The 18157-nt window shown below is 74.2% G+C and carries 17 protein-coding genes, 1 tRNA gene and 1 riboswitch; of the genes, 4 read left to right on the forward strand and 14 right to left on the reverse strand.

Annotated elements, in window-relative coordinates; all coding sequences use genetic code 11:
- Window positions 1–22 precede the first annotated feature (22 nt).
- Window positions 23–1018, forward strand: coding sequence for a Gfo/Idh/MocA family protein (locus DQ241_RS19260; RefSeq protein WP_113831835.1), 996 nt, complete (start codon window positions 23–25; stop codon window positions 1016–1018).
- Here the strand turns inward: DQ241_RS19260 and DQ241_RS19265 are convergent.
- The 4 genes from DQ241_RS19265 to thrC all read right to left on the reverse strand — a co-directional run bounded on the left by DQ241_RS19265 (window position 1015) and on the right by thrC (window position 5620).
- A complete protein-coding gene (locus DQ241_RS19265) occupies window positions 1015–1812 on the reverse strand; it encodes a DUF72 domain-containing protein (RefSeq protein WP_113831836.1) in 798 nt (265 codons plus the stop codon). The genes DQ241_RS19260 and DQ241_RS19265 overlap by 4 nt on opposite strands.
- Before the next feature lie 199 nt (window positions 1813–2011).
- On the reverse strand, window positions 2012–3640 hold the full coding sequence (groL, locus tag DQ241_RS19270; protein WP_113831837.1) for a chaperonin GroEL: 1629 nt from the start codon (window positions 3638–3640) through the stop codon (window positions 2012–2014).
- A gap of 269 nt (window positions 3641–3909) precedes the next feature.
- Window positions 3910–4110, reverse strand: a complete 201-nt coding sequence (locus DQ241_RS19275; protein WP_012946987.1) for a cold-shock protein — start codon at window positions 4108–4110, stop codon at window positions 3910–3912.
- A 208-nt stretch (window positions 4111–4318) separates the two neighbouring features.
- Entirely contained in the window at window positions 4319–5620 is a 1302-nt protein-coding gene (thrC, locus tag DQ241_RS19280) for a threonine synthase (protein WP_113831838.1), read from the reverse strand.
- Window positions 5621–5632: 12 nt separating this feature from the next.
- Window positions 5633–5760: riboswitch (SAM riboswitch) on the reverse strand.
- Between the two features lie 59 nt (window positions 5761–5819).
- Here thrC and DQ241_RS19285 point away from each other — a divergent pair.
- The gene (locus DQ241_RS19285; protein ID WP_113831839.1) at window positions 5820–6644 is read left to right on the forward strand and encodes an HAD family hydrolase; all 825 of its coding nucleotides are present in this window, start codon (window positions 5820–5822) and stop codon (window positions 6642–6644) included.
- 3 nt (window positions 6645–6647) lie between these two features.
- Here the strand turns inward: DQ241_RS19285 and DQ241_RS19290 are convergent, their stop codons facing one another.
- The 6 genes from DQ241_RS19290 to DQ241_RS19315 form a co-directional block, all read right to left on the reverse strand.
- A complete protein-coding gene (locus DQ241_RS19290; RefSeq protein ID WP_199584758.1) occupies window positions 6648–7511 on the reverse strand; it encodes an ABC transporter permease in 864 nt (287 codons plus the stop codon).
- Window positions 7508–10363, reverse strand: a complete 2856-nt coding sequence (locus DQ241_RS19295) for an alpha/beta fold hydrolase (protein ID WP_113831840.1) — start codon at window positions 10361–10363, stop codon at window positions 7508–7510. The genes DQ241_RS19290 and DQ241_RS19295 overlap by 4 nt, the downstream gene beginning before the upstream one ends.
- 65 nt (window positions 10364–10428) lie before the next feature.
- Window positions 10429–11466, reverse strand: coding sequence for a LytR C-terminal domain-containing protein (locus tag DQ241_RS19300; RefSeq protein WP_113831841.1), 1038 nt, complete (start codon window positions 11464–11466; stop codon window positions 10429–10431).
- Window positions 11467–11745: 279 nt separating this feature from the next.
- A complete protein-coding gene (locus tag DQ241_RS19305) occupies window positions 11746–12069 on the reverse strand; it encodes a DUF3263 domain-containing protein (RefSeq protein ID WP_113831842.1) in 324 nt (107 codons plus the stop codon).
- A 137-nt stretch (window positions 12070–12206) separates the two neighbouring features.
- Complete coding sequence (gene rarD, locus DQ241_RS19310; protein ID WP_113831843.1) at window positions 12207–13124, reverse strand: EamA family transporter RarD; 918 nt, start codon at window positions 13122–13124, stop codon at window positions 12207–12209.
- A gap of 44 nt (window positions 13125–13168) precedes the next feature.
- On the reverse strand, window positions 13169–13600 hold the full coding sequence (locus tag DQ241_RS19315) for a CBS domain-containing protein (protein WP_113831844.1): 432 nt from the start codon (window positions 13598–13600) through the stop codon (window positions 13169–13171).
- 60 nt (window positions 13601–13660) lie between these two features.
- Between DQ241_RS19315 and DQ241_RS19320 the strand changes: the two genes are divergently transcribed.
- Window positions 13661–14059 carry a DUF5313 family protein gene (locus tag DQ241_RS19320; protein WP_113831845.1) on the forward strand — a complete coding sequence of 133 codons (399 nt, stop codon included), beginning with the start codon at window positions 13661–13663 and terminating at the stop codon, window positions 14057–14059.
- Between the two features lies 1 nt (window position 14060).
- Here DQ241_RS19320 and DQ241_RS19325 read toward each other — a convergent pair whose 3' ends face one another.
- Window positions 14061–14267 (reverse strand): dodecin, encoded by a 207-nt coding sequence (locus DQ241_RS19325; protein ID WP_113831846.1) that lies wholly within the window; start codon window positions 14265–14267, stop codon window positions 14061–14063.
- 164 nt (window positions 14268–14431) lie between these two features.
- Between DQ241_RS19325 and DQ241_RS19330 the strand changes: the two genes are divergently transcribed.
- Window positions 14432–15007 (forward strand): RNA polymerase sigma factor, encoded by a 576-nt coding sequence (locus DQ241_RS19330; protein WP_113831847.1) that lies wholly within the window; start codon window positions 14432–14434, stop codon window positions 15005–15007.
- A gap of 6 nt (window positions 15008–15013) precedes the next feature.
- Here the strand turns inward: DQ241_RS19330 and DQ241_RS19335 are convergent, their stop codons facing one another.
- The 3 genes from DQ241_RS19335 to DQ241_RS19345 all read right to left on the reverse strand — a co-directional run bounded on the left by DQ241_RS19335 (window position 15014) and on the right by DQ241_RS19345 (window position 18126).
- Window positions 15014–15193, reverse strand: a complete 180-nt coding sequence (locus DQ241_RS19335) for a hypothetical protein (RefSeq protein WP_147252412.1) — start codon at window positions 15191–15193, stop codon at window positions 15014–15016.
- A gap of 39 nt (window positions 15194–15232) precedes the next feature.
- Window positions 15233–17986 (reverse strand): LuxR family transcriptional regulator, encoded by a 2754-nt coding sequence (locus tag DQ241_RS19340; protein ID WP_113831849.1) that lies wholly within the window; start codon window positions 17984–17986, stop codon window positions 15233–15235.
- 67 nt (window positions 17987–18053) lie between these two features.
- A tRNA-Thr gene (locus DQ241_RS19345) sits at window positions 18054–18126 on the reverse strand.
- Window positions 18127–18157 lie beyond the last annotated feature (31 nt).

The following is an 18157-nucleotide window of genomic DNA, read 5'->3' on the forward strand; positions in this document are numbered from 1 at the left end:
CGGCCCGGCTAGCGTTGACGGGGTGAGCGCAGAGATCCGCTGGGGCATCGTCGGGCCGGGCCGCATCGCCGAGAAGGTGGTGGAGGACTTCGCCGTGGTCGACGGCGCCCGCCCGGTGGCGGTCGCGTCGCGGTCGCAGGAGCGCGCCGACGCCTTCGCCGAGCGGCACGGCCTGGACCGGGCGCACGGCTCCTACGCCGCGATCCTGGAGGACCCCGACGTCGACGTCCTCTACGTCGCCACCCCGCACCCGCAGCACCACGCGATCGCGCTGGGCGCGCTGAAGGCGGGCAAGGCGCTGCTGGTGGAGAAGGCGTTCACCGCCACGACGCCAGGGGCCCGGGAGGTCGTGGACCTGGCCCGGGAGACCGGCACCTTCGTGATGGAGGCGATGTGGACGCGCTTCCAGCCGGCCGTCGTCGCCCTGAACGAGCTGGTCGCCGACGGCGCGATCGGCGAGGTGCGCTCGGTGCAGGCCGACCTCGGCGTCGCCCGCGAGTACGACCCCGTCGACCGGCTGTTCGCCCTGGAGCTGGGCGGGGGCGCGCTGCTCGACCTGGGCGTCTACGTGGTCTCCTTCGCGCAGATGCTCCTCGGCACGCCGGACCGCGTCGTCGCCACCGGCTCGCTGTTCCCCTCCGGCGCCGACGCCGAGGCGGCGATCCTGCTCGGCTACGACGACGGCCGCAACGCCGCCCTGACCACGTCGCTGAAGTACGCGTTGCCGGGGACGGCGCGGGTCGTCGGGACGACGGGCTGGATCGACGTGCCGCCGCGGTTCCACCACCCGGTGTCGATCGTCCTGCACCGCCAGGGCGCCGAGCCCGAGGAGATCACCCGCCCGCCGATCGGCTCCGGATACGCCCACGAGCTGATCGAGGTGACCGGGTGCCTGCGGGCCGGCCGCACGGAGAGCGCGGTGATGCCGCTGGCCGACACCCTCGCCGTGCAGGACGTCCTCGGGCAGGCGGCCGACCAGCTCGGCGTGCGGCACACCGAGGCGGTCGACGTCCTCTAGCGCGCCGCGGGCTCCGGCGCGGGCCAGGCGCGGCCGGTCGCCTGGTCGGCGGTCGGCACGCGGGTCGGCGTCCCGCCCGCCCGGCGGACGGCGTCGGCGAAGCGGACGGCGTCGATGACGGCGTTGCAACCCGGGTCGTTGTTGAAGTAGACGAGGACGTCCTCGGCGCCGTACGCCGCCACGACCCGGTCGGCCCAGAGCTGCAGCGTCTCGCCGCGATAGCCCCAGCCCTCGAAGCCGTGGTGGAACCGCAGGTAGCCCCAGTCGGCGGTGCGCCACAGCGGGGCCACGGGCTGCTCGTCGCGGTCGGCCCAGCAGAGCGCGGCCCCGTAGCGCTCCAGCAGTGCGCGGACCTCGTCGGTCCACCACGAGTCGTGCCGCGGCTCCACGGCGACGCGGGTGCCGGCGGGGAACTGCGCCAGGCACTCGCGGAGCAGGTCGGGATCGGCCTTCAGGGTGGGCGGGAGCTGCAGCAGGATCGTGTCGAGCTTGGTGCCGAGCCCGGCGGCGCGCTCCATCAGCCGGCCGACCGGCTCCTCGGGTTCGCGCAGCCGCTTGATGTGGGTGAGGAACCGGCTGGCCTTGACCGCCCACCGGAAGTCGTCGGGCGTGCGGTCGCGCCACTTCTGGAAGGTCTCCAGCTCGGGCAGCCGGTAGAAGGCGTTGTTGCTCTCGACGGTGGCGAAGTGCTGGACGTAGTGCTCGAGCCACAGCCGCTGGGCGAGCTTGGGCGGGTAGAAGGCACCGCGCCAGTCGCGGTACTGCCACCCCGACGTCCCGATGATCACCGCCACGCCGGAGCGCCTACCCGGCCGGCGCTCGGGTGGAAACCGAGGCCCACGTTCGGGGTACGAGGGCTCCGGCGAGCGCTCGAGGCCCCTGCTTCCCCGCACGAGGGCACCCGCTCGACACCGCAGAACGCCGACAGGGGCGGCCCCGCGCGATGCGGGACCGCCCCTGCCGGGCGTTGCTGGTGCTACGAGGTGGCTGGACTCAGAAGTCCATGCCGCCCATGCCGCCGTCGGCACCCGGCATGGCCGGAGCGGCCTTCTCGGGCTTGTCGGCGATCACGGCCTCGGTGGTGAGGAAGAGCGCCGCGATGGAGGCGGCGTTCTGCAGCGCCGAGCGGGTCACCTTGGCGGGGTCGATGATCCCGTTGGCGACCAGGTCCACGTACTCGCCGGTGGCGGCGTTGAGGCCCCAGCCGGTCTCCGAGTTGCGCACCTTCTCCGCGACGACGCCGCCCTCGAGGCCGGCGTTGACGGCGATCTGCTTCAGCGGCGCCTCGAGCGCGACGCGCACGATGTTGGCACCGGTCGCCTCGTCACCCTCGAGCTCGAGCTTCTCGAACGCGACGGTGGTCGCCTGCGCGAGCGCGACGCCACCACCGGCGACGATGCCCTCCTCGACGGCGGCCTTGGCGTTGCGCACCGCGTCCTCGATGCGGTGCTTGCGCTCCTTGAGCTCGACCTCGGTCGCGGCGCCGGCCTTGATGACGGCGACGCCACCGGCCAGCTTGGCCAGGCGCTCCTGCAGCTTCTCGCGGTCGTAGTCGGAGTCCGACTTCTCGATCTCGGCGCGGATCTGGTTGACGCGACCCTGGATCTGGTCGGCGTCACCGGCACCCTCGACGATCGTGGTCTCGTCCTTGGTGACGACGACCTTGCGGGCGCGGCCCAGGAGGGAGACGTCGGCGTTGTCGAGCTTGAGGCCGACCTCCTCGCTGATGACCTGGCCACCGGTGAGGATGGCGATGTCGGTCAGCATGGCCTTGCGGCGGTCGCCGAAGCCCGGGGCCTTGACGGCGACGGACTTGAAGGTGCCGCGGATCTTGTTCACGACCAGGGTCGCGAGGGCCTCGCCCTCGACGTCCTCGGCGATGATGGCCAGCGGCTTGCCCGACTGCATGACCTTCTCCAGCAGCGGGAGCAGGTCCTTGACCGAGCTGATCTTCGAGTTGACGACGAGCACGTACGGGTCGTCGAGGACGGCCTCCATGCGCTCGGTGTCGGTGACGAAGTAGGGCGAGATGTAGCCCTTGTCGAAGCGCATGCCCTCGGTGAGCTCGAGCTCGAGGCCGAAGGTGTTGCTCTCCTCGACGGTGATGACACCTTCCTTGCCGACCTTGTCCATGGCCTCGGCGATGAGCTCACCGATGGCGGGGTCAGCGGCGGAGATCGAGGCGGTGGCGGCGATCTGCTCCTTGGTCTCGACGTCCTTGGCGGTCGAGAGCAGGTACTCGCTGACCGACTCGACGGCCTTCTCGATGCCCTTCTTCAGGGCCATCGGGTTGGCGCCGGCGGCGACGTTGCGCAGACCCTCGCGGACGAGCGCCTGGGCCAGCACGGTGGCGGTGGTGGTGCCGTCACCCGCGACGTCGTCGGTCTTCTTCGCGACCTCCTTGACCAGCTCGGCCCCGATCTTCTCCCACGGGTCCTCGAGCTCGATCTCCTTGGCGATGCTCACACCGTCGTTGGTGATCGTGGGGGCGCCCCACTTCTTCTCCAGAACGACGTTCCGGCCCTTGGGGCCGAGGGTCACCTTGACGGCGTCGGCGAGGGTGTTCATGCCCCGCTCGAGGCCGCGGCGCGCCTCTTCCTCGAAGGCGATCATCTTGGCCATGTGGTGATGTCCTCCATGCATTGATCGCTGCACGGCCGGGTGCGGCGCCCGCGACGGACGACACCTGCTGCACGAGCCCCTTAGCCCGCCAGCCGGTGCCTCACCGACCGACCTGATTGGCACTCAGGAGACCCGAGTGCCAGAAACGAGTCTGGCACTCGACCCCTGCGAGTGCAAGAACGGGGTACCCCACCCCGCTGTTCCCGGCCGCAGACGCACCGAGGCCCGGCCCCTTTCGCAGGGGACCGGGCCTCGGTTTCGAGCTGGACTCAGGCGCTGCGGACGGCGTCCGCCTGCGGGCCCTTCTCGCCCTGGACGACCTCGAAGGTCACCCGCTGCCCCTCGTCGAGGGACTTGTACCCGTCCATCTGGATGGCCGAGTAGTGGACGAAGACGTCCTGGCCGCCGTCGACGGCGATGAAGCCGAAGCCCTTCTCGGCGTTGAACCACTTCACGGTGCCCTGTGCCACGTGTGCTCCCACGTTTCGTGCGTGCGGACGGGCCCTCGACTCCGAGGGTCCGGGTCTAGCTCTTCCGCCCGTCAACACGCGCGTGGAACTCGAACCGCGGGAGAAGGTACAGCAGAAAAGCGCAGGTGGCAGCACTTTCGCGTACGACTCATACCCGGATCCGGCGACCTGCGTCGCCCGGACCGGGGAACTGCGAGGAGCCTACGCCTCAGCCGATGAGACCCGCAGCCCGGACCGACCTCAGCGACGGCTCCACGCGGTGGGTGAACCCGACGACCGGCTCCAGCGGGGCGAGGGTCTTGAGACCCTCGCCGGTGTTGAGGACGACGGTCTCCTGCGCCGGGTCCAGCTGCCCGCCCTCGACCAGCTTCCGCAGCACGGCGACGGTGACGCCGCCGGCGGTCTCGGCGAAGACGCCGGTGGTGCGGGCGAGGTCGCGGATGCCCTGGACGATCTCGTCGTCGCCCACCCGCGCCACGGCCCCGCCGGTGCGCCGGATCGCGTCGAGGGCGTAGGGCCCGTCGGCCGGGTTGCCGATGTTCAGCGACTTGGCGATGCCGGTCGGCTTGACCGGCCGGACGACGTCCCAGCCGTTGTCGAAGGCGGTGGCGATCGGGTCGCACCCGGCCGACTGGGCGCCGAAGATCGTCCACCCGGTCGCCTCGACGATGCCGGCGGCCACGAGCTCGCGGAACGCCTTGTCCACCTTGGTGAGCAGCGAGCCCGACGCCATCGGGATGACCACCTGCGCCGGGATCCGCCAGCCCAGCTGCTCGGCGATCTCGTAGCCCATCGTCTTGGAGCCCTCGGCGTAGTAGGGCCGCACGTTCTGGTTGACGAACGCGGCGTCCTCGAACTCGTCGGTCTCGGCGAGCTCGCTGGTCAGCCGGTTGACGTCGTCGTAGGACCCGTCGACGGCGACCAGCGTCTGGCCGTAGACCGCCGACTGCACGACCTTCCCGGGCTCCAGGTCGCTGGGGATGAAGACGTAGGACGGGATGCCGACGCGGGCGGCGTGCGCGGCCACCGAGTTGGCCAGGTTGCCGGTCGAGGCGCAGGCGATCTTGGCGTAGCCGAGCCCCTTGGCGGCGGTCGCTGCCAGGGACACCACGCGGTCCTTGAACGAGTGGGTGGGGTTGGCCGAGTCGTCCTTCACCCACAGCCCGCCGGTGAGGCCCAGCTCCTCGGCCAGCCGGTCGGCCCGCACCAGCGGGGTCATGCCGGGGTCGAGGGAGACGCGGGCCGCGGGGTCCTGGCCCACCGGCAGCAGCGGCGCGTACCGCCAGATGTTCTGCGGGCCGGCCTCGATCTGCTCGCGGGTCACGGCCTTCATCAGCTCGGGGTCGTAGTCGACCTCCAGCGGGCCGAAGCACTCGGCGCAGGCGTGCTCGGCGATCAGCCCGAAGGTGGCCCCGCAGTTGCGGCAGATCAGCCCGCGCGCGGGGTTGGGGGCGACGGGGCCGCCGGCCGAGGAGTCGGCCTGGAGGGATCCGGGAGCGGTCAGGGTCATGCGACGACTACCTCCTCATCTTCCCCGCGTCGGGCCGTCGAGCCGCGCGGGACGGAATTGGCACCTCCCGCCGCGCAGGCGCGCGGCGGCGGTTGCCGGGGCTTCATCGGGCCGTGTCCCTCTGCCCCTCTGGATGAGTGGAACGCCGCCGACTCTACCCAGTGCGCCCGCCCGCGCGACGGCGGGACAGGATGGGGAGGTGGCAGCGCGTGTCGTCTACACCGATCTCGACGGCACGATGGTCGGTCCGCGGGGGTCGTTCTGGCACACCGCCGGGCGCGACCTGACGCACACGCCCGCCGCCGCGCTGCTGGAGCTGCACCGGGCCGGTGTGCACCTGGTGCTGGTCAGCGGCCGCACCCTCGACCAGGTCGTGGAGGCGGCGCGGATCTTCGCCGCCGACGGCGCCATCGCCGAGCTGGGCGCCGTCGTCAGCTGGGACGGCGGCCGGGAGCGCCACCGGCTTCCCGGCGAGCTGCCCGAGGAGCACGCCGGCCGGACGCCGATGTCGGTCATGGCCGAGCTCGGCATCGTGGAGCGACTGGTCGCCGAGCACCCGGGGCAGCTGGAGTGGCACGCCCCCTGGCACACCACCCACGACACCGACGCGCTGCTGCGGGGCCGGGTCGACCCCGTCGCCGTCGACGCCTGGCTCGCCGAACGGGGCCTCGGCTGGCTGACCCTCAACGACAACGGGGCGATCGCGGCCACGTCGCGCATGACGCTGGCCCCGGATCCGGCGCCACCGCACGTCTACCACCTGATGCCGCGCGGCATCTCCAAGGGCGCGGCGATCGCCTGGGACCTGCAGCGCCGCGGGCTGGCGCCGGAGGACGCCGTGGCGATCGGCGACAGCGTCAGCGACCTGGAGATGGCGCCCGCGGTCGGCCGGCTGTTCATCACCGCGAACGGGGCCGCCGTCGACGGGATGGCGCAGCGGTTGGCCGCCGTCCCCAACGCGACCGCCACCGAGGCGCCCATGGGCGAGGGCTGGGCCCAGGCCGTGCTCGCCAGCCTCCGCTGACCGCTAGCTGGTCACGTCCTTGCGGGCGAAGCTGCGCACGGCCAGCGCCGTGAACACCGCCGAGTACGCCAGGCCCTGGATCACGCCCCGGAACAGGTCGCCCGAGTCCACCGGCGTCTGCAGCAGGTCGGTCCAGGCGTAGTTGAACGCCGTCGGGAACCAGTCGCGGACGCCGCCGAGCTGCTCGACCTGCTCCAGCACCGCGAACACGACGGTGGTGAAGACCGCGCCACCGACGGCTGCCAGCGGGGCGTCGGTGACGGTGCTCAGCCAGAACGCCAGGGTCCCGACCACGAGCAGGTGGACGCTGAGGTAGGCCAGCATCCCGAGCAACCGCACGATCGCCGTCTGCTGGTCGAGGGCGACACCGACCGGCGTCCGCAGGTCCCCGAAGCCGAAGGCGATGCCGCCGGCGACCATCGCGGTCGCGACCAGCACGACCATCGACAGCACCGACAGGACGAGCGCCGCCAGCCACTTCTGCCGGAGCAACCGAGCGCGGGGCACCGGCGTGGCCAGCGCGTACCGCAGCGAGCCCCACTGCGCCTCGCTGGCCACGGTGTCGCCGAAGAACAGCGCGAAGACGACGACGAGGAAGAAGCCGGTCGTGGCGAAGAGCGTGAACAGGGTCAGGTTGAGCCCGCTCGCGGTGGCGACGTCGACCAGGTTGACGCGGGACTCCTCCGCCGCCTCCTCCGCGCCACCGAGCTGCAGCGCCGCGATGAGGATCAGCGGCAGCGCCACCATGAGCGCGAGCACGCCGAGGGTGCGGCGCCGCTTGAACTGCCGGCGCAGCTCCACGGCCAGCCGGAGCGTGCGCTCCGGGCGGTAGCCGGCGACGGCGCCGGTCGGCTGCACGGTGCTCACGAGCTCTCCCCCACCAGCGCCAGGAAGGCGTCCTCGAGCCGGCGGCGCGGCGTGAACTGGTCCACCGCGATGCCGGCCTCCACCAGCGCCTGCAGCGCCCGGGCCCGGCTGGTGCCGTCCAGGTCGGCCACCAGGCCCTCGTCGGTGCGCTCGACGGCGACCCCGGGCAGCGCCGTGAGGACCGCGGCAGCGCGTTCGGCGTCGACGTCGGCGACCCCGACGAGCACCGCTCCCCCGGTGCCGACGATCTGCTCGACCGTCCCCTGCGCGATCTTCTGCCCCTTGGCCATGACGACCACGTGGCTGCAGGTCTGCTCGATCTCGCTGAGCAGGTGGCTGGAGACGATGACCGTGCGACCGGTCGCCGCGTAGGAGCGCAGCACCTCGCGCATGGCGTGGATCTGCGGCGGGTCCAGCCCGTTGGTGGGCTCGTCGAGCACCAGGAGGTCGGGCAGCCCGAGCATCGCCTGGGCGATGGCGACCCGCTGGCGCATGCCCTGGCTGTACCGGCGCACCGGCCGGTCGAGCGCCGCGCCGAGCCCGGCGACCTCGATCGCCTCCTCCATGTGCGCGTCCTCGGCCGGCCGGCCGGTCGCCGCCCAGTACAGCCGCAGGTTGTCGCGGCCGGACAGGTGGGGTTGCAGGCCGGTGCCCTCGACGAAGGACCCCAGCCGGGAGAGCACCGGGGCACCCGGCCCCGCGGCGTGACCGAAGATGCTGATCCGCCCCTGGGTCGGCCGGATCAGCCCCATCAGCATCCGCAACGAGGTGGTCTTGCCCGCGCCGTTCGGGCCGAGCAGGCCGAGCACCTGGCCGCGGCGCACCTCGAACGAGAGGTCGCGGACAGCGACGAAGCCGTCCTTGTACGCCTTGGTCACGCCCTCGAAGCGCAGCGGGACGTCCTCGCCGTCCGGCTCCACGTCCGCGAGCCGGCGGTCGCGACGCCGCCGCCAGAGCAGGGTGCCCACCCACGCCAGCAGCCCCAGCGCCGCCAGCACGCCGAGCAGCACCCACCAGCGGGCCGAGCCCGCGGTCGCCTGCGTCGTGCCGTCGACCTCGGGGACGGCCACCTCGGCGGTGGCGGCGGCGAGACCGCCCGGCAGGCCGACGGAGTAGACCGCGGCCTGGGACGGGAGCGCGAAGGACTGGTCGGTCGAGGAGACCACCAGGCGCATCCGGTGCCCCGCCTCGAACCGGTGCACGATCGCCGGCAGGGTCGCCCGGACCTCGGTGGGGTCGGCCGGGTCGGCCGACAGGCCGGTGAGCGCGAGCGGCGCGACCAGACCGGAGGGCAGGGTGAGCCCGCCCCCGGGGGCGACGTCGTAGAGCTTGGCGAAGAGCGTGGCCGAGCCACCCGGTGCGGCGACGGCGAGGGTGACCGTCGGTGCGCCGACCACCTCGACGGCCTCGTCGAGCGGCTCGCTGTCGAAGGCGGCGAACTGCCCCGGGATCTCGACCGCGGTGCCGGACAGCGCCGAGGCGAGGCCGCCGAGGCCGGGCAGCGTGGTGAGCGCGGCGGGAGTGCCGCCGGCCGGGGTCACCACCGGCTGGACGGGGCCGCTGACGGCGATGCCGGTCCGCTCGACCGCTCCCGCGCCGTCGAGCCCCGGGTAGGCGTCGGCGACGACGGTCTGCGTGCCGCCCTGCACGCTGCCGACGCTGCCCAGCCCGGTGGGTGCCGGGTACTGGAAGCCCGGCCCGGCGTCGCCCTCGCCCCGCAGGTGGAGGTCGAACCAGCCGGCCACCAGGTCGCGCAGCTCGCCGGTCTCGCGCTCGGAGGCCTGGGCATCGTGCCCGCCGTCGAACCAGACCACCTTCACCGGCGTGCCGTTCGCGGCGATCCCGCGGGCGTTGGCGTCGGCCTGGCCGAGCCCGAAGAGCGAGTCCTGGGTGCCCTGCACGAGCAGGGTGGGCGCCGTGATGCGGTCCAGCACCCGGTCCGGGCTGCCCCGGTCGAGCACCGCGGCCACCTCGGGCGTGAGCGTGCCGGTCGAGGCGGCGGACTGGTACGCGGCGCAGACGTCGGCGCGGAAGCGGCCGCAGGTGAGCGCCTCCTCCACCGCGACGGGGTCGAGCGAGCCGGGGTCGAGCTCGGTCAGGTCCGGCGCCTGGCCGTCGTCCCCGCCCAGCGCGTCGAGCAGCCCGCCGGACGGCGATGAGCCGATGCCGAAGAAGAGCCCCGACCACAGCCGCTTGTAGACGCCGCGGTCGGGATCCTGCGAGGTGGCCGCCGGGGTGGCCCCGTCGACCGGACCGGTCTGCGAGGGGAAGAGCGCCGCGGTGAGCGAGTTCCAGGTGATCTGCGGGGCGATGGCGTCGACGCGCTCGTCGTAGGCCGCGGCCAGCAGCGCGAGCGCGCCGCCGTAGGAGCCGCCGGCGACGCCGACCCGGGGGTTCCCGTCGGCGTCGAGCAGCACGTCGTCGCGCTCGGCGAGCCGGTCGATCAGCGTGGTGACGTCGGCCACCTCGGCCGCGGGGTCGTTCAGCCCGATCTGCCCGGTGCTCTCGCCGAACCCGCGCGCCGAGAAGGTCAGGACCACGAAGCCGCGGCCGGCCAGGTCGCGCGCGTCGTCGGCGACCGAGTCCTTGCTCCCGCCGAACCCGTGCGCGAGGACCACGGCCGGCGCCGGCCCGTCGGCGTCCGGCAGGTAGAGCGAGGTGTCCAGCTCGACGGCGAGGTCACCCGTCCCCGACGGGACGAGGGCCTCCTCGACGCGCACGTCGTCGGCCGCGCCGGCCGGCGGCGCCAGGGCGACGAGGCCGGCGCCGAGCAGCGGGGCGAGGAGGAGGCCGAACGAGGCGCGGGCGCGGGAGCGCGGGCGGCGACGGACGGGCCCGCGGGCAGCGCGCACGTCGGGGCCAACGGACGACGGCCGGGCGGTGTTCCGCCCGGCCGTCGTCTCAGCGCTGGTCGAGGTCAGGGCTGCCAGTCGCCGGCGGCCACGATGACCAGGCCGGGCGTGGTGATCTCGGCCGGCATCTCGAAGAAGCGCGGCGCGGGGCCCTGCAGCTGCGGGAACTGGTCCACCAGCTGGATCGCGGCCTGGCGCTGGTTCTCGTCGCCCTCGGTGAAGTAGACCGTGGTCGCGGCGATGTCGCCGCCGGAGTAGGCGCCGACCGCGGGCGACTCCCAGCCGCCACCCACGACGGCACCGGAGATCTTGGCCGCGAGGCCGTTCACGTCGGTGGCGTTGAGGACGACGACCGGCACGCGCACCGGCGTGCTCACGACCTCCTCGACCGGGGCGGTCTCCGACGGCAGCGACGGGAGCGGGGCCAGCGACGGCGAAGGGGCGGCGCTGCTGGTGGCCGGGCCGGTGGCGCCGGCCTCGTCGGTGCCCGGCGCGGTGAGCTGGTAGACGCCCAGCACACCGAGGGCGACGACGGCCATCGCCACGAGGCCGGCGGCGACGCGGCGCGGCTTGCGCGGCGTCTGCCCCTCGTCGAGCAGCGCGGTGGAGCCGCTGCGCTTGCCGGACTTCTTGCGCGCGACCTCGGCGGCCTGGCGCTCGGCGCGCAGCGCGGCGCGCCCACCGACCGGGGCGCGGGAACCGCGGGCGGCCGGCAGCTCCTCGTCGTCGCCCACCGGCTCGGCGTCGCGGCCGCGGCCGGCGAGCGAGCGCTCGGGGATGGCGCTGGTCTCCGGGGCCGGAGCAGCGCCGGCGAGGAACGCGCGCATCTCCTCCTCGGACGGGAGCTCGCGGGAGGGCTTGGTCCAGTCGCCGTAGACCGGCGCGGAGGCGCCGGAGGCGGTGGCCTGGCGGGGCACCCGCGGAGCGGCGCCGCGCAGACCGGCCGGGCCGGTGCTCTCGGGCTCGGCGTCCTCGGGCCAGGTGCGGGCCGGGCGGGACAGCACGGGCGCCGGAGCCGCCTTGCCCGCCGCGGGGGCGGGAGCCATCGGCGCGCGGGCCGAGGCGGCCGGGACGGGGGGCAGCGGGAGGCGCGACTTCGGCATCGCGCGGCCGGCCTCCGGCGCCCGACCGGCGGCGACCGGAGCTCGCCCGGCGGGGGCCGGGGTGCTGCGCCGGGACGGCGCGGCGTCGACCCGGCCGCGGTCGCGGCCGGGCGCCGTCGGATGGTCGCTCAGCGCGGCATCCGGCGCCCCGTGCCAGAGCGCATCGGGGATGTCGGTACGACGACGGCCAGCCGCGACCGGGGGGTTGCCCCAGTCCGATCCGTCACTGCCTGATTCGGCGTGCCTGCCCACGGTGACTGAATCTAATGCTTGTAACTCTCAATGCCCAGGACCCTGAGACGAACGCGTTCGTTGCCGCGCCGCACGGACCCTCCGGAGCCGCCGGACGAGCAGCGGATCCAGGGCGAGGGCCTCGGGACGGTCGACCAGGGCGTGCAGCGCTTGGTAGTAGCGGGTCGGCGAGACCTCGAAACGGTCGCGGATCGCCGTCTCCTTGGCGCCGGCCGACCGCCACCACTGGCGCTCGAAGGCGAGCATCTCGTGCTCCCGCCGGGACAGCCCCAGGCTCACGACCTGCGCGGATTCCTCCGGGGACCCGTCGGCCCGGGGCGGGGAGACCGCCGGGGTGGGGTCGCTGCTCATCGTCGGTTCATCTCCTGCCGGGCTCGCACCGGCGGGCGTGCCCACCGGCTCGGGAGCGACGGTAGCGCCGCCGTCCGACGTTTCCGCGTTCCGACCGGCCGGTGACGGCTGTGACGGCTGGTTCCCGCGGGATCCGGTCACAGGCCGGCCGGTAGGGGCTCCGTCACAGGGCGGCGCGCCAGCCCCCGGGCGTGTCGCAGGCTGTCCGCGGTGAACACCGCCAACGCCAGCCACACGATCGCGAACCCGGCCAGCCGGGCCGGCGGCATCGGCTCGTCGTATACGAAGACCCCGATGGCCAGCTGCATCAGCGGGGTCAGGTACTGGAGCAGCCCGACCGTCGACAGCGGGATGCGGCGGGCAGCGGCGGCGAACAGCAGCAGCGGTACCGCCGTGGCCACCCCCGAGCTCAGCAGCAGCGCCACGTGCCCCGCGCCCTCGGCGCCGAACGTGGCGCTGCCGTCGGCCTGCAGGAACGCCAGCACCGCCACCGCGGGCAGCGACACCAGGGCGGTCTCGACGAACAACCCCGGGGCCGCCTCGACCCGCACCACCTTCTTCATCAGCCCGTAGAGGCCGAAGGTGGCGGCCAGGCTGAGCGCGATCCACGGCGGACGTCCGTAGTCGACGGTCAGCACGCCCACGGCGACCGCCGCGATCGCGACCGCCAGCCACTGCAGCGGTCGCAGCCGCTCCGCGAAGACGACGACGCCCAGCAGCACGCTGACCAGCGGGTTGATGAAGTAGCCGAGCGAGGTCTCGACGACGTGCCCGGAGTTGACCCCGTAGACGAAGATCAGCCAGTTCGCGGCGATCAGGACCGCGGCGCCGGCCAGCACCAGAACGGTGCGCCGGTCGGTGACCGCCGCCCGCACGTTCCCCCAGCGCCGCACCGCGGTGAGCAGCAGGCCGACGAAGAGCAGCGACCAGAGCACCCGGTGCGCGACGATCTCCAGCCCGCCGGCCGGCTCCAGCAGCGGGAAGTACAGGGGGAACAGCCCCCACAGGGCGTAGGCGGCCAGCCCGGAGGCGACCCCCAGGCGACGCTCGTCCACGAGCGGTCACCGTACGCGCGCGGCCGCGGCGCGAGGCGGGGACGTCAGGGCGACTGGATGTAGTCGACCAGCTGCTCCCGCTCGGCCTCGAGCTCGTCGAGCCGGGCCTTGACGACGTCGCCGATCGAGACGATGCCGACCAGGGCGCCGTCCTCGACCACCGGGACGTGCCGCACCCGGTGGTCGGTCATGGTCCGCGCGAGGTCCTGCACGCCGGCGTGCGGCGTGCAGGTGTGCACCTGGGCGGTCATCACCGCCGACACGGGCTCCGCCAGCAGGCCGGCGCCCCGCTCGTGCAGCCCGCGGGCGACGTCCCGCTCGGACACGATGCCCTCGACCTGCCGCCCGTCGGGTGACACCACGAGGGCGCCGATGCCGTGCCGGGCCAGCACCGCGAGCGCGTCGCGGACGCTCACCGTCCCCGGCACGGTGGCGACGTCGTGGCCCTTGCGGCGCAACAGCTGGCTGATCTGCACGGCGGCCTCCTCGGCGACGGTGCGGCGCAGTGTCCTCCGGATCGGGCCTACCGTCGAGAGGTGCCCGTGCAGCGCCCGAACCCCGTGCAGTGGGTCTGGTACGCCCTCGGCGGCGGGCTCCCCCGCGAGCTCGCGCCCTGGGTGCTCGCGGACACGACCCGGCGCACCTGGATCTGGCGGCACCTCGCCCGGGCGCTCGTGCAGCTGGCGCCCGTGATGGCCGTCTGCGTCCTCGCCGTCCCGGTGCCGCTGGCCTACCGGCTGTCGGCCGCGTTCGGCGGGCTGCTGCTCGGGTTGGTCTTCTCGACGGCCTTCATGACCGAGACGATCGAGCACCGGGTGGTCAAGGCCGGGTACCCGCCCGGCACCGCCGCGAGGGTGCGCGCCGAGCGGCAGGAGCGCGAGCGGGTCGAGCGGCTCTCGCCCTACCGCCGCGACGGCGCCGGGAGCTTCGACTAGCTCAGTCGACGCGGAAGCCGATCTTCAGCGTCACCTGGTAGTGGGCGACCTGGCCGTCGACGACCTGGCCGCGGATCTCCTGGGTCTGGAACCACTCGACGTTGCGGACCGTGCGGGACGCCTTGGCGATGGCGTTGCGGATGGCCTCGTCGATGCTGTTCGGGCTGCTGCCCACGATCTCGCTCAGGCTGTACACGTGGTCGCTCACGGCGCCTCCTCGTCCTGACGGCGGGTGTGCGCACGACCCTGGCACGCCGGGCGCCGTACGTACGTAGTTCCGGGCGGCCCGGATACGTCGTTCGGCGGATTTCTGCCGGCCCGCACCGCCAGAGGCTCCTCCCCGTCAGATCACGACGACGGGAGGACCCCCCGATGCCCGCTCTGCTCGCCCCCAGCCCCGCGACCGCCGACGCGGCCGACCGCAGCGTGCTGGACGCGCTGGCCGCCGGCGACGAGCGCGCCTGGCAGGCGACGGTCGACCGCTTCGGCTCGCTGCTGCGCTCCTCGGCGCGCGTCGTGCTGCGCAGCGACGCCGACGTCGACGAGGCCGTGCAGCGCACCTGGGTGCTGCTGCTGCGGCACGCGGGCGCCATCCAGGACGTGCGCTGCCTGCCCGGGTGGTTGGCGACGACGGCCCGCCGCGAGGCGCTGGCCGTGCTGCGCAGCCAGCAGCGCGCCGTCCCGAGCGACGACGTCGCGGACAAGGTGCCGCCGGTGGAGGAGGACCACGCCGCCCGCCTGATGGACGACGAGCTGCGGCAGGCGCTGCACCGCGCGGTGGAGACGCTGCCGGACAGCCAGCGGCGGGTCGTCCAGGCGATGCTGCGCGAGCAGCGGTCCTACGACGACCTCAGCCGCGAGCTGCGGATCCCGCGCGGCAGCCTCGGCCCGCTGCGCGGCCGGGCGATCCGCGCCCTGCGCGCGCAGCTCGAGCCGAGCCTGCGCTGAGCGCGATCAGGCCCGGCCGCCGCCCGACCGCTCCTCGACGATCCGCTGCAGCCCCTGCCGGAGCACCTCGGCGAGGGTGAGATCCGGGTCGTTGTCGACGGTCTCCTGGACCTTCCCCGCCAGGTCGTCGTCGAGCTCCACCGTCTCCTCCCGGTCGTCCCAGGGGTTCATGAGGGAGAACTTCATCGGCGACATCCGAGATCCCTTCGACAGCAGTTCGCGTGGCTAGCGGAGAACCGACGCCGCCATTGCCGCTGCCTGCGCCCGGTTCGCGACCTGGAGCTTATGGAGGACGCGGGACACGTGAACACCCACCGTGCGCTCGCTGATGAACAATTTCCTCGCGATCTGCCGGTTGGTGGCCCCGGTCCCCAGCAGGGCGAGCACCTCGGCCTCCCGCGCGGTCAACCCGTGCGGACGGTCCTCCACGGGCGCCCTGGGCGCGGGCGCCGGCGCGAGCCGCGTGCGCCGCACCAGCTCGTCGACGGCGGTCACCAGCGGCACGGCCCCGATGCCCGCGGCGATCGCTCGTGCGGCCGCGGCGGAGGCGGCGGCCTTCGCCCGCTGCTTCGCGTCGACGTGGCACTCGGCCTGACGGAAGAGGGCATATGCCTCCTCGCGCGGCCTCGCGGCGCGGCGCCACGCGTCGGCGGCACCGGCCCACGCCTCCGCGGTCGCCGTGCCGCGGGCGCGGAGCAGCTCGGTCGCCGCCGTGAGGTGGTGCGCGTGGTGGTCGACGTCGTCGTCGTCCGCTACGAGCACGTCGAGCTCTCCGGCCAGCCGCTCCAGCCGCGCGCTCACCACGGCGCCGCGCTGCGGGACGGTGTCGGCTGCGTCCCGCAACCCGATGACGAGCAGCTCGGTCCGGAAGCGGCGGTCCTCGGTGGTCGCCAGCCGGCGCAGGGCCTCGTCCACCACGCGCTGGCAACCGTCGTGGTCACCGGCCCGGGAGAGCAGCTCCGCCCGCACGGCGGCGATCGCCGCCACGACCGTCGGCTCGTCGACCTCCGCCAGGGGCGCCGCCGCTTCCAGGCTGGCTCGCGCGCCCGGGAGATCCCCCACGGCCAGCTGCAGCTCCGCGCGTTCCAGGTGCAGGTGGAGCGCCTGGCCCTGGACGCGCCTCCCGTCGAGCAGCCGGCCGAGCAGTTCGGTGCACTGCCCGTACCGACCCCGCCGCCGCATCGTGTTCACGGCGTTGCAGGCGAGGGCGGCGCCCACCGCCAGCTCGATCCCGTACTCCGGCATCACGGCCAGGCCCTCGGCGGCGGCCTCGCCCGCCTCGCGAGGATGACCGCTGAGCTCGAGCGCGAGGACCAGGTTCGCGTAGGCCCGGCACAGGACGGCGTACTCACCGGATCCCCGTGCCAGCGCCGCGGCTTCGCGCAGCTCGGCGATGCCACCGCCGTCGCCGTCCAGCGCCCGCACGGTCCCGTGGGTGATCAGGGCGTCGGCGAGCACCGCGGCGCTGCCGTGCTCGCGGGCAGCGGTGACGGCCCGGTCGGCGTCGCGGGCGGCGTCCTCGAACGCGGCCATGATGAACGAGGCCCGTGCCTGGGCGCCCCACACCTGCGCGTGCACGGCGCTGACGTCGTCGTCCAGCGCGGCCGTGGCCTCGGCGTAGGCGGCCAGGCTCTTGTCGGTCTGGCCCGCCTCCCACCGGAAGCAGCCGAGCCGCTCCAGGGCGCAGGCCCGCTCGGCGCCGTCGCCCGGGTCGTGGGCCAGCGCGTCCTCGATGATCGCGGCGGCGGTGGCCGGGTCGCCGGCCAGCCGGGCGGCACCAGCGGCTTCCTGGGCGAGCTCGAGCGAGGGCGGTCCCGCCTTGCGGCCGGCGTCGAGCGCGCGCTGGTAGTAGCCCCACGCCTCGGCGTAGGCGTCCAGCGACCGGGCCTTGCGCGCCGCGCGCAGGCTCCACTCGGCGGCCTGGTCGGCGGCGCCGGCCGCCGACCAGTGGGTGCTCACCGAGGCCGCGGTGACGATGTCGTCGCCGGCGTCGGCGGCCAGCGCCCGTGCCGCGCGGTCGTGCAGCTCCCGCCGCTCGATCGGCAGCAGCTGGGAGAGCACCGCCTCGCACATGAGGCTGTGCCGGAAGGCGTAGTCCTCGCCGTCGACCACCAGCACGCCCGCCGCGATCGCCTCGCGGACGGCGGGCGCGTAGCGCTCGGGGGGCAGCGGAGAGGCGGCGTGCAGGTGGGCGTCGCGGACCCAGAGGCCGAACACCGCGGCCAGCCGCACCAGCTCGGTGGCGTCGGACCCGAGCTCGTGCACCCGGGCCAGGAGCACGTCGTGCAGCCGCCGCGCGGCGGGGTCCTTCACCAGCTCGCCCAGCAGGTAGGGGTTGCCCTGCGACTGCTCGTACCAGGCGTCGAGGTCGACCTCTGCCCCGCCGGTGAGCGCGGCGACCAGTTCCCGCGCCTCGTCACGGTCGAGCCGCTGGATCGTGACGTCGACGGTGCCCGGCAGCCGGGCGAGATCGGCCAGCGCCTGGCGCACCCGGCCCACCCGCGGCGTCTCGTCGTCCCGCAGCGTGGCGACGATGCTCAGCTTCCGGCGGCCCGCCGTGGAGGCCAGGTAGACCAGGACGTCGCAGGTGGTCTCGTCGGCCCAGTGCAGGTCCTCGACGACCAGGGTGGTGGGGATGGCCGCAGGACCGGCCGGAGCGAGGGCATCGGCCCAGCGTCGGATCGACCTCAGCCGCTGCTCGGCCGACTGCTGCTCGGGGTCCTCGTTCTCCGGCCAGCCGCCGCGCGCGTCGAAGATCTGCTCGAGCGCGGCGAGCGGCAGCGGCTCCCCCGCCAGCTGCAGGCACCCGCCGCTGACGACGTCGGTCGTCGCACCGGCCCGCTCGGCGGCCACCAGCGATGACTTCCCGACGCCGGCCTCGCCGCGGACCAGGACGACGTGCCCGGGTTCGGCGAAGGCAGCCGCCACCACCGCTCGCTGGGGTGCCCGCCCGACATAGGGAACCGTCGACGCCCCCATCACCCCGACATGGTGACCGGCGCGACCGCGTCCGTCCAGGGCCCACCGGCCCGGGACGGGCGCGCGGAGCCGACGAGGGGACTTGAACCCCTAACCGCCCGATTACAAGTCGGGTGCGCTACCAATTGCGCCACGTCGGCGGCGGCCACCGCGGCGGCCCCGTCGATCGTA

The organism is Blastococcus sp. TF02A-30, from assembly GCF_003319185.1.
Taxonomy (GTDB): Bacteria; Actinomycetota; Actinomycetes; order Mycobacteriales; family Geodermatophilaceae; genus Blastococcus.

Bases quoted from the DNA above. Each gene is read 5' to 3' on its own strand.
- groL (WP_113831837.1), bottom strand. From the start codon at position 3,640: ATGGCCAAGATGATCGCCTTCGAGGAAGAGGCGCGCCGCGGCCTCGAG.
- thrC (WP_113831838.1), bottom strand. From the start codon at position 5,620: ATGACCCTGACCGCTCCCGGATCCCTCCAGGCCGACTCCTCGGCCGGC.
- DQ241_RS19300 (WP_113831841.1), bottom strand. From the start codon at position 11,466: ATGCCGAAGTCGCGCCTCCCGCTGCCCCCCGTCCCGGCCGCCTCGGCC.
- DQ241_RS19305 (WP_113831842.1), bottom strand. From the start codon at position 12,069: ATGAGCAGCGACCCCACCCCGGCGGTCTCCCCGCCCCGGGCCGACGGG.
- DQ241_RS19330 (WP_113831847.1), top strand. From the start codon at position 14,432: ATGCCCGCTCTGCTCGCCCCCAGCCCCGCGACCGCCGACGCGGCCGAC.
- DQ241_RS19335 (WP_147252412.1), bottom strand. From the start codon at position 15,193: ATGAAGTTCTCCCTCATGAACCCCTGGGACGACCGGGAGGAGACGGTG.
- DQ241_RS19340 (WP_113831849.1), bottom strand. From the start codon at position 17,986: ATGGGGGCGTCGACGGTTCCCTATGTCGGGCGGGCACCCCAGCGAGCG.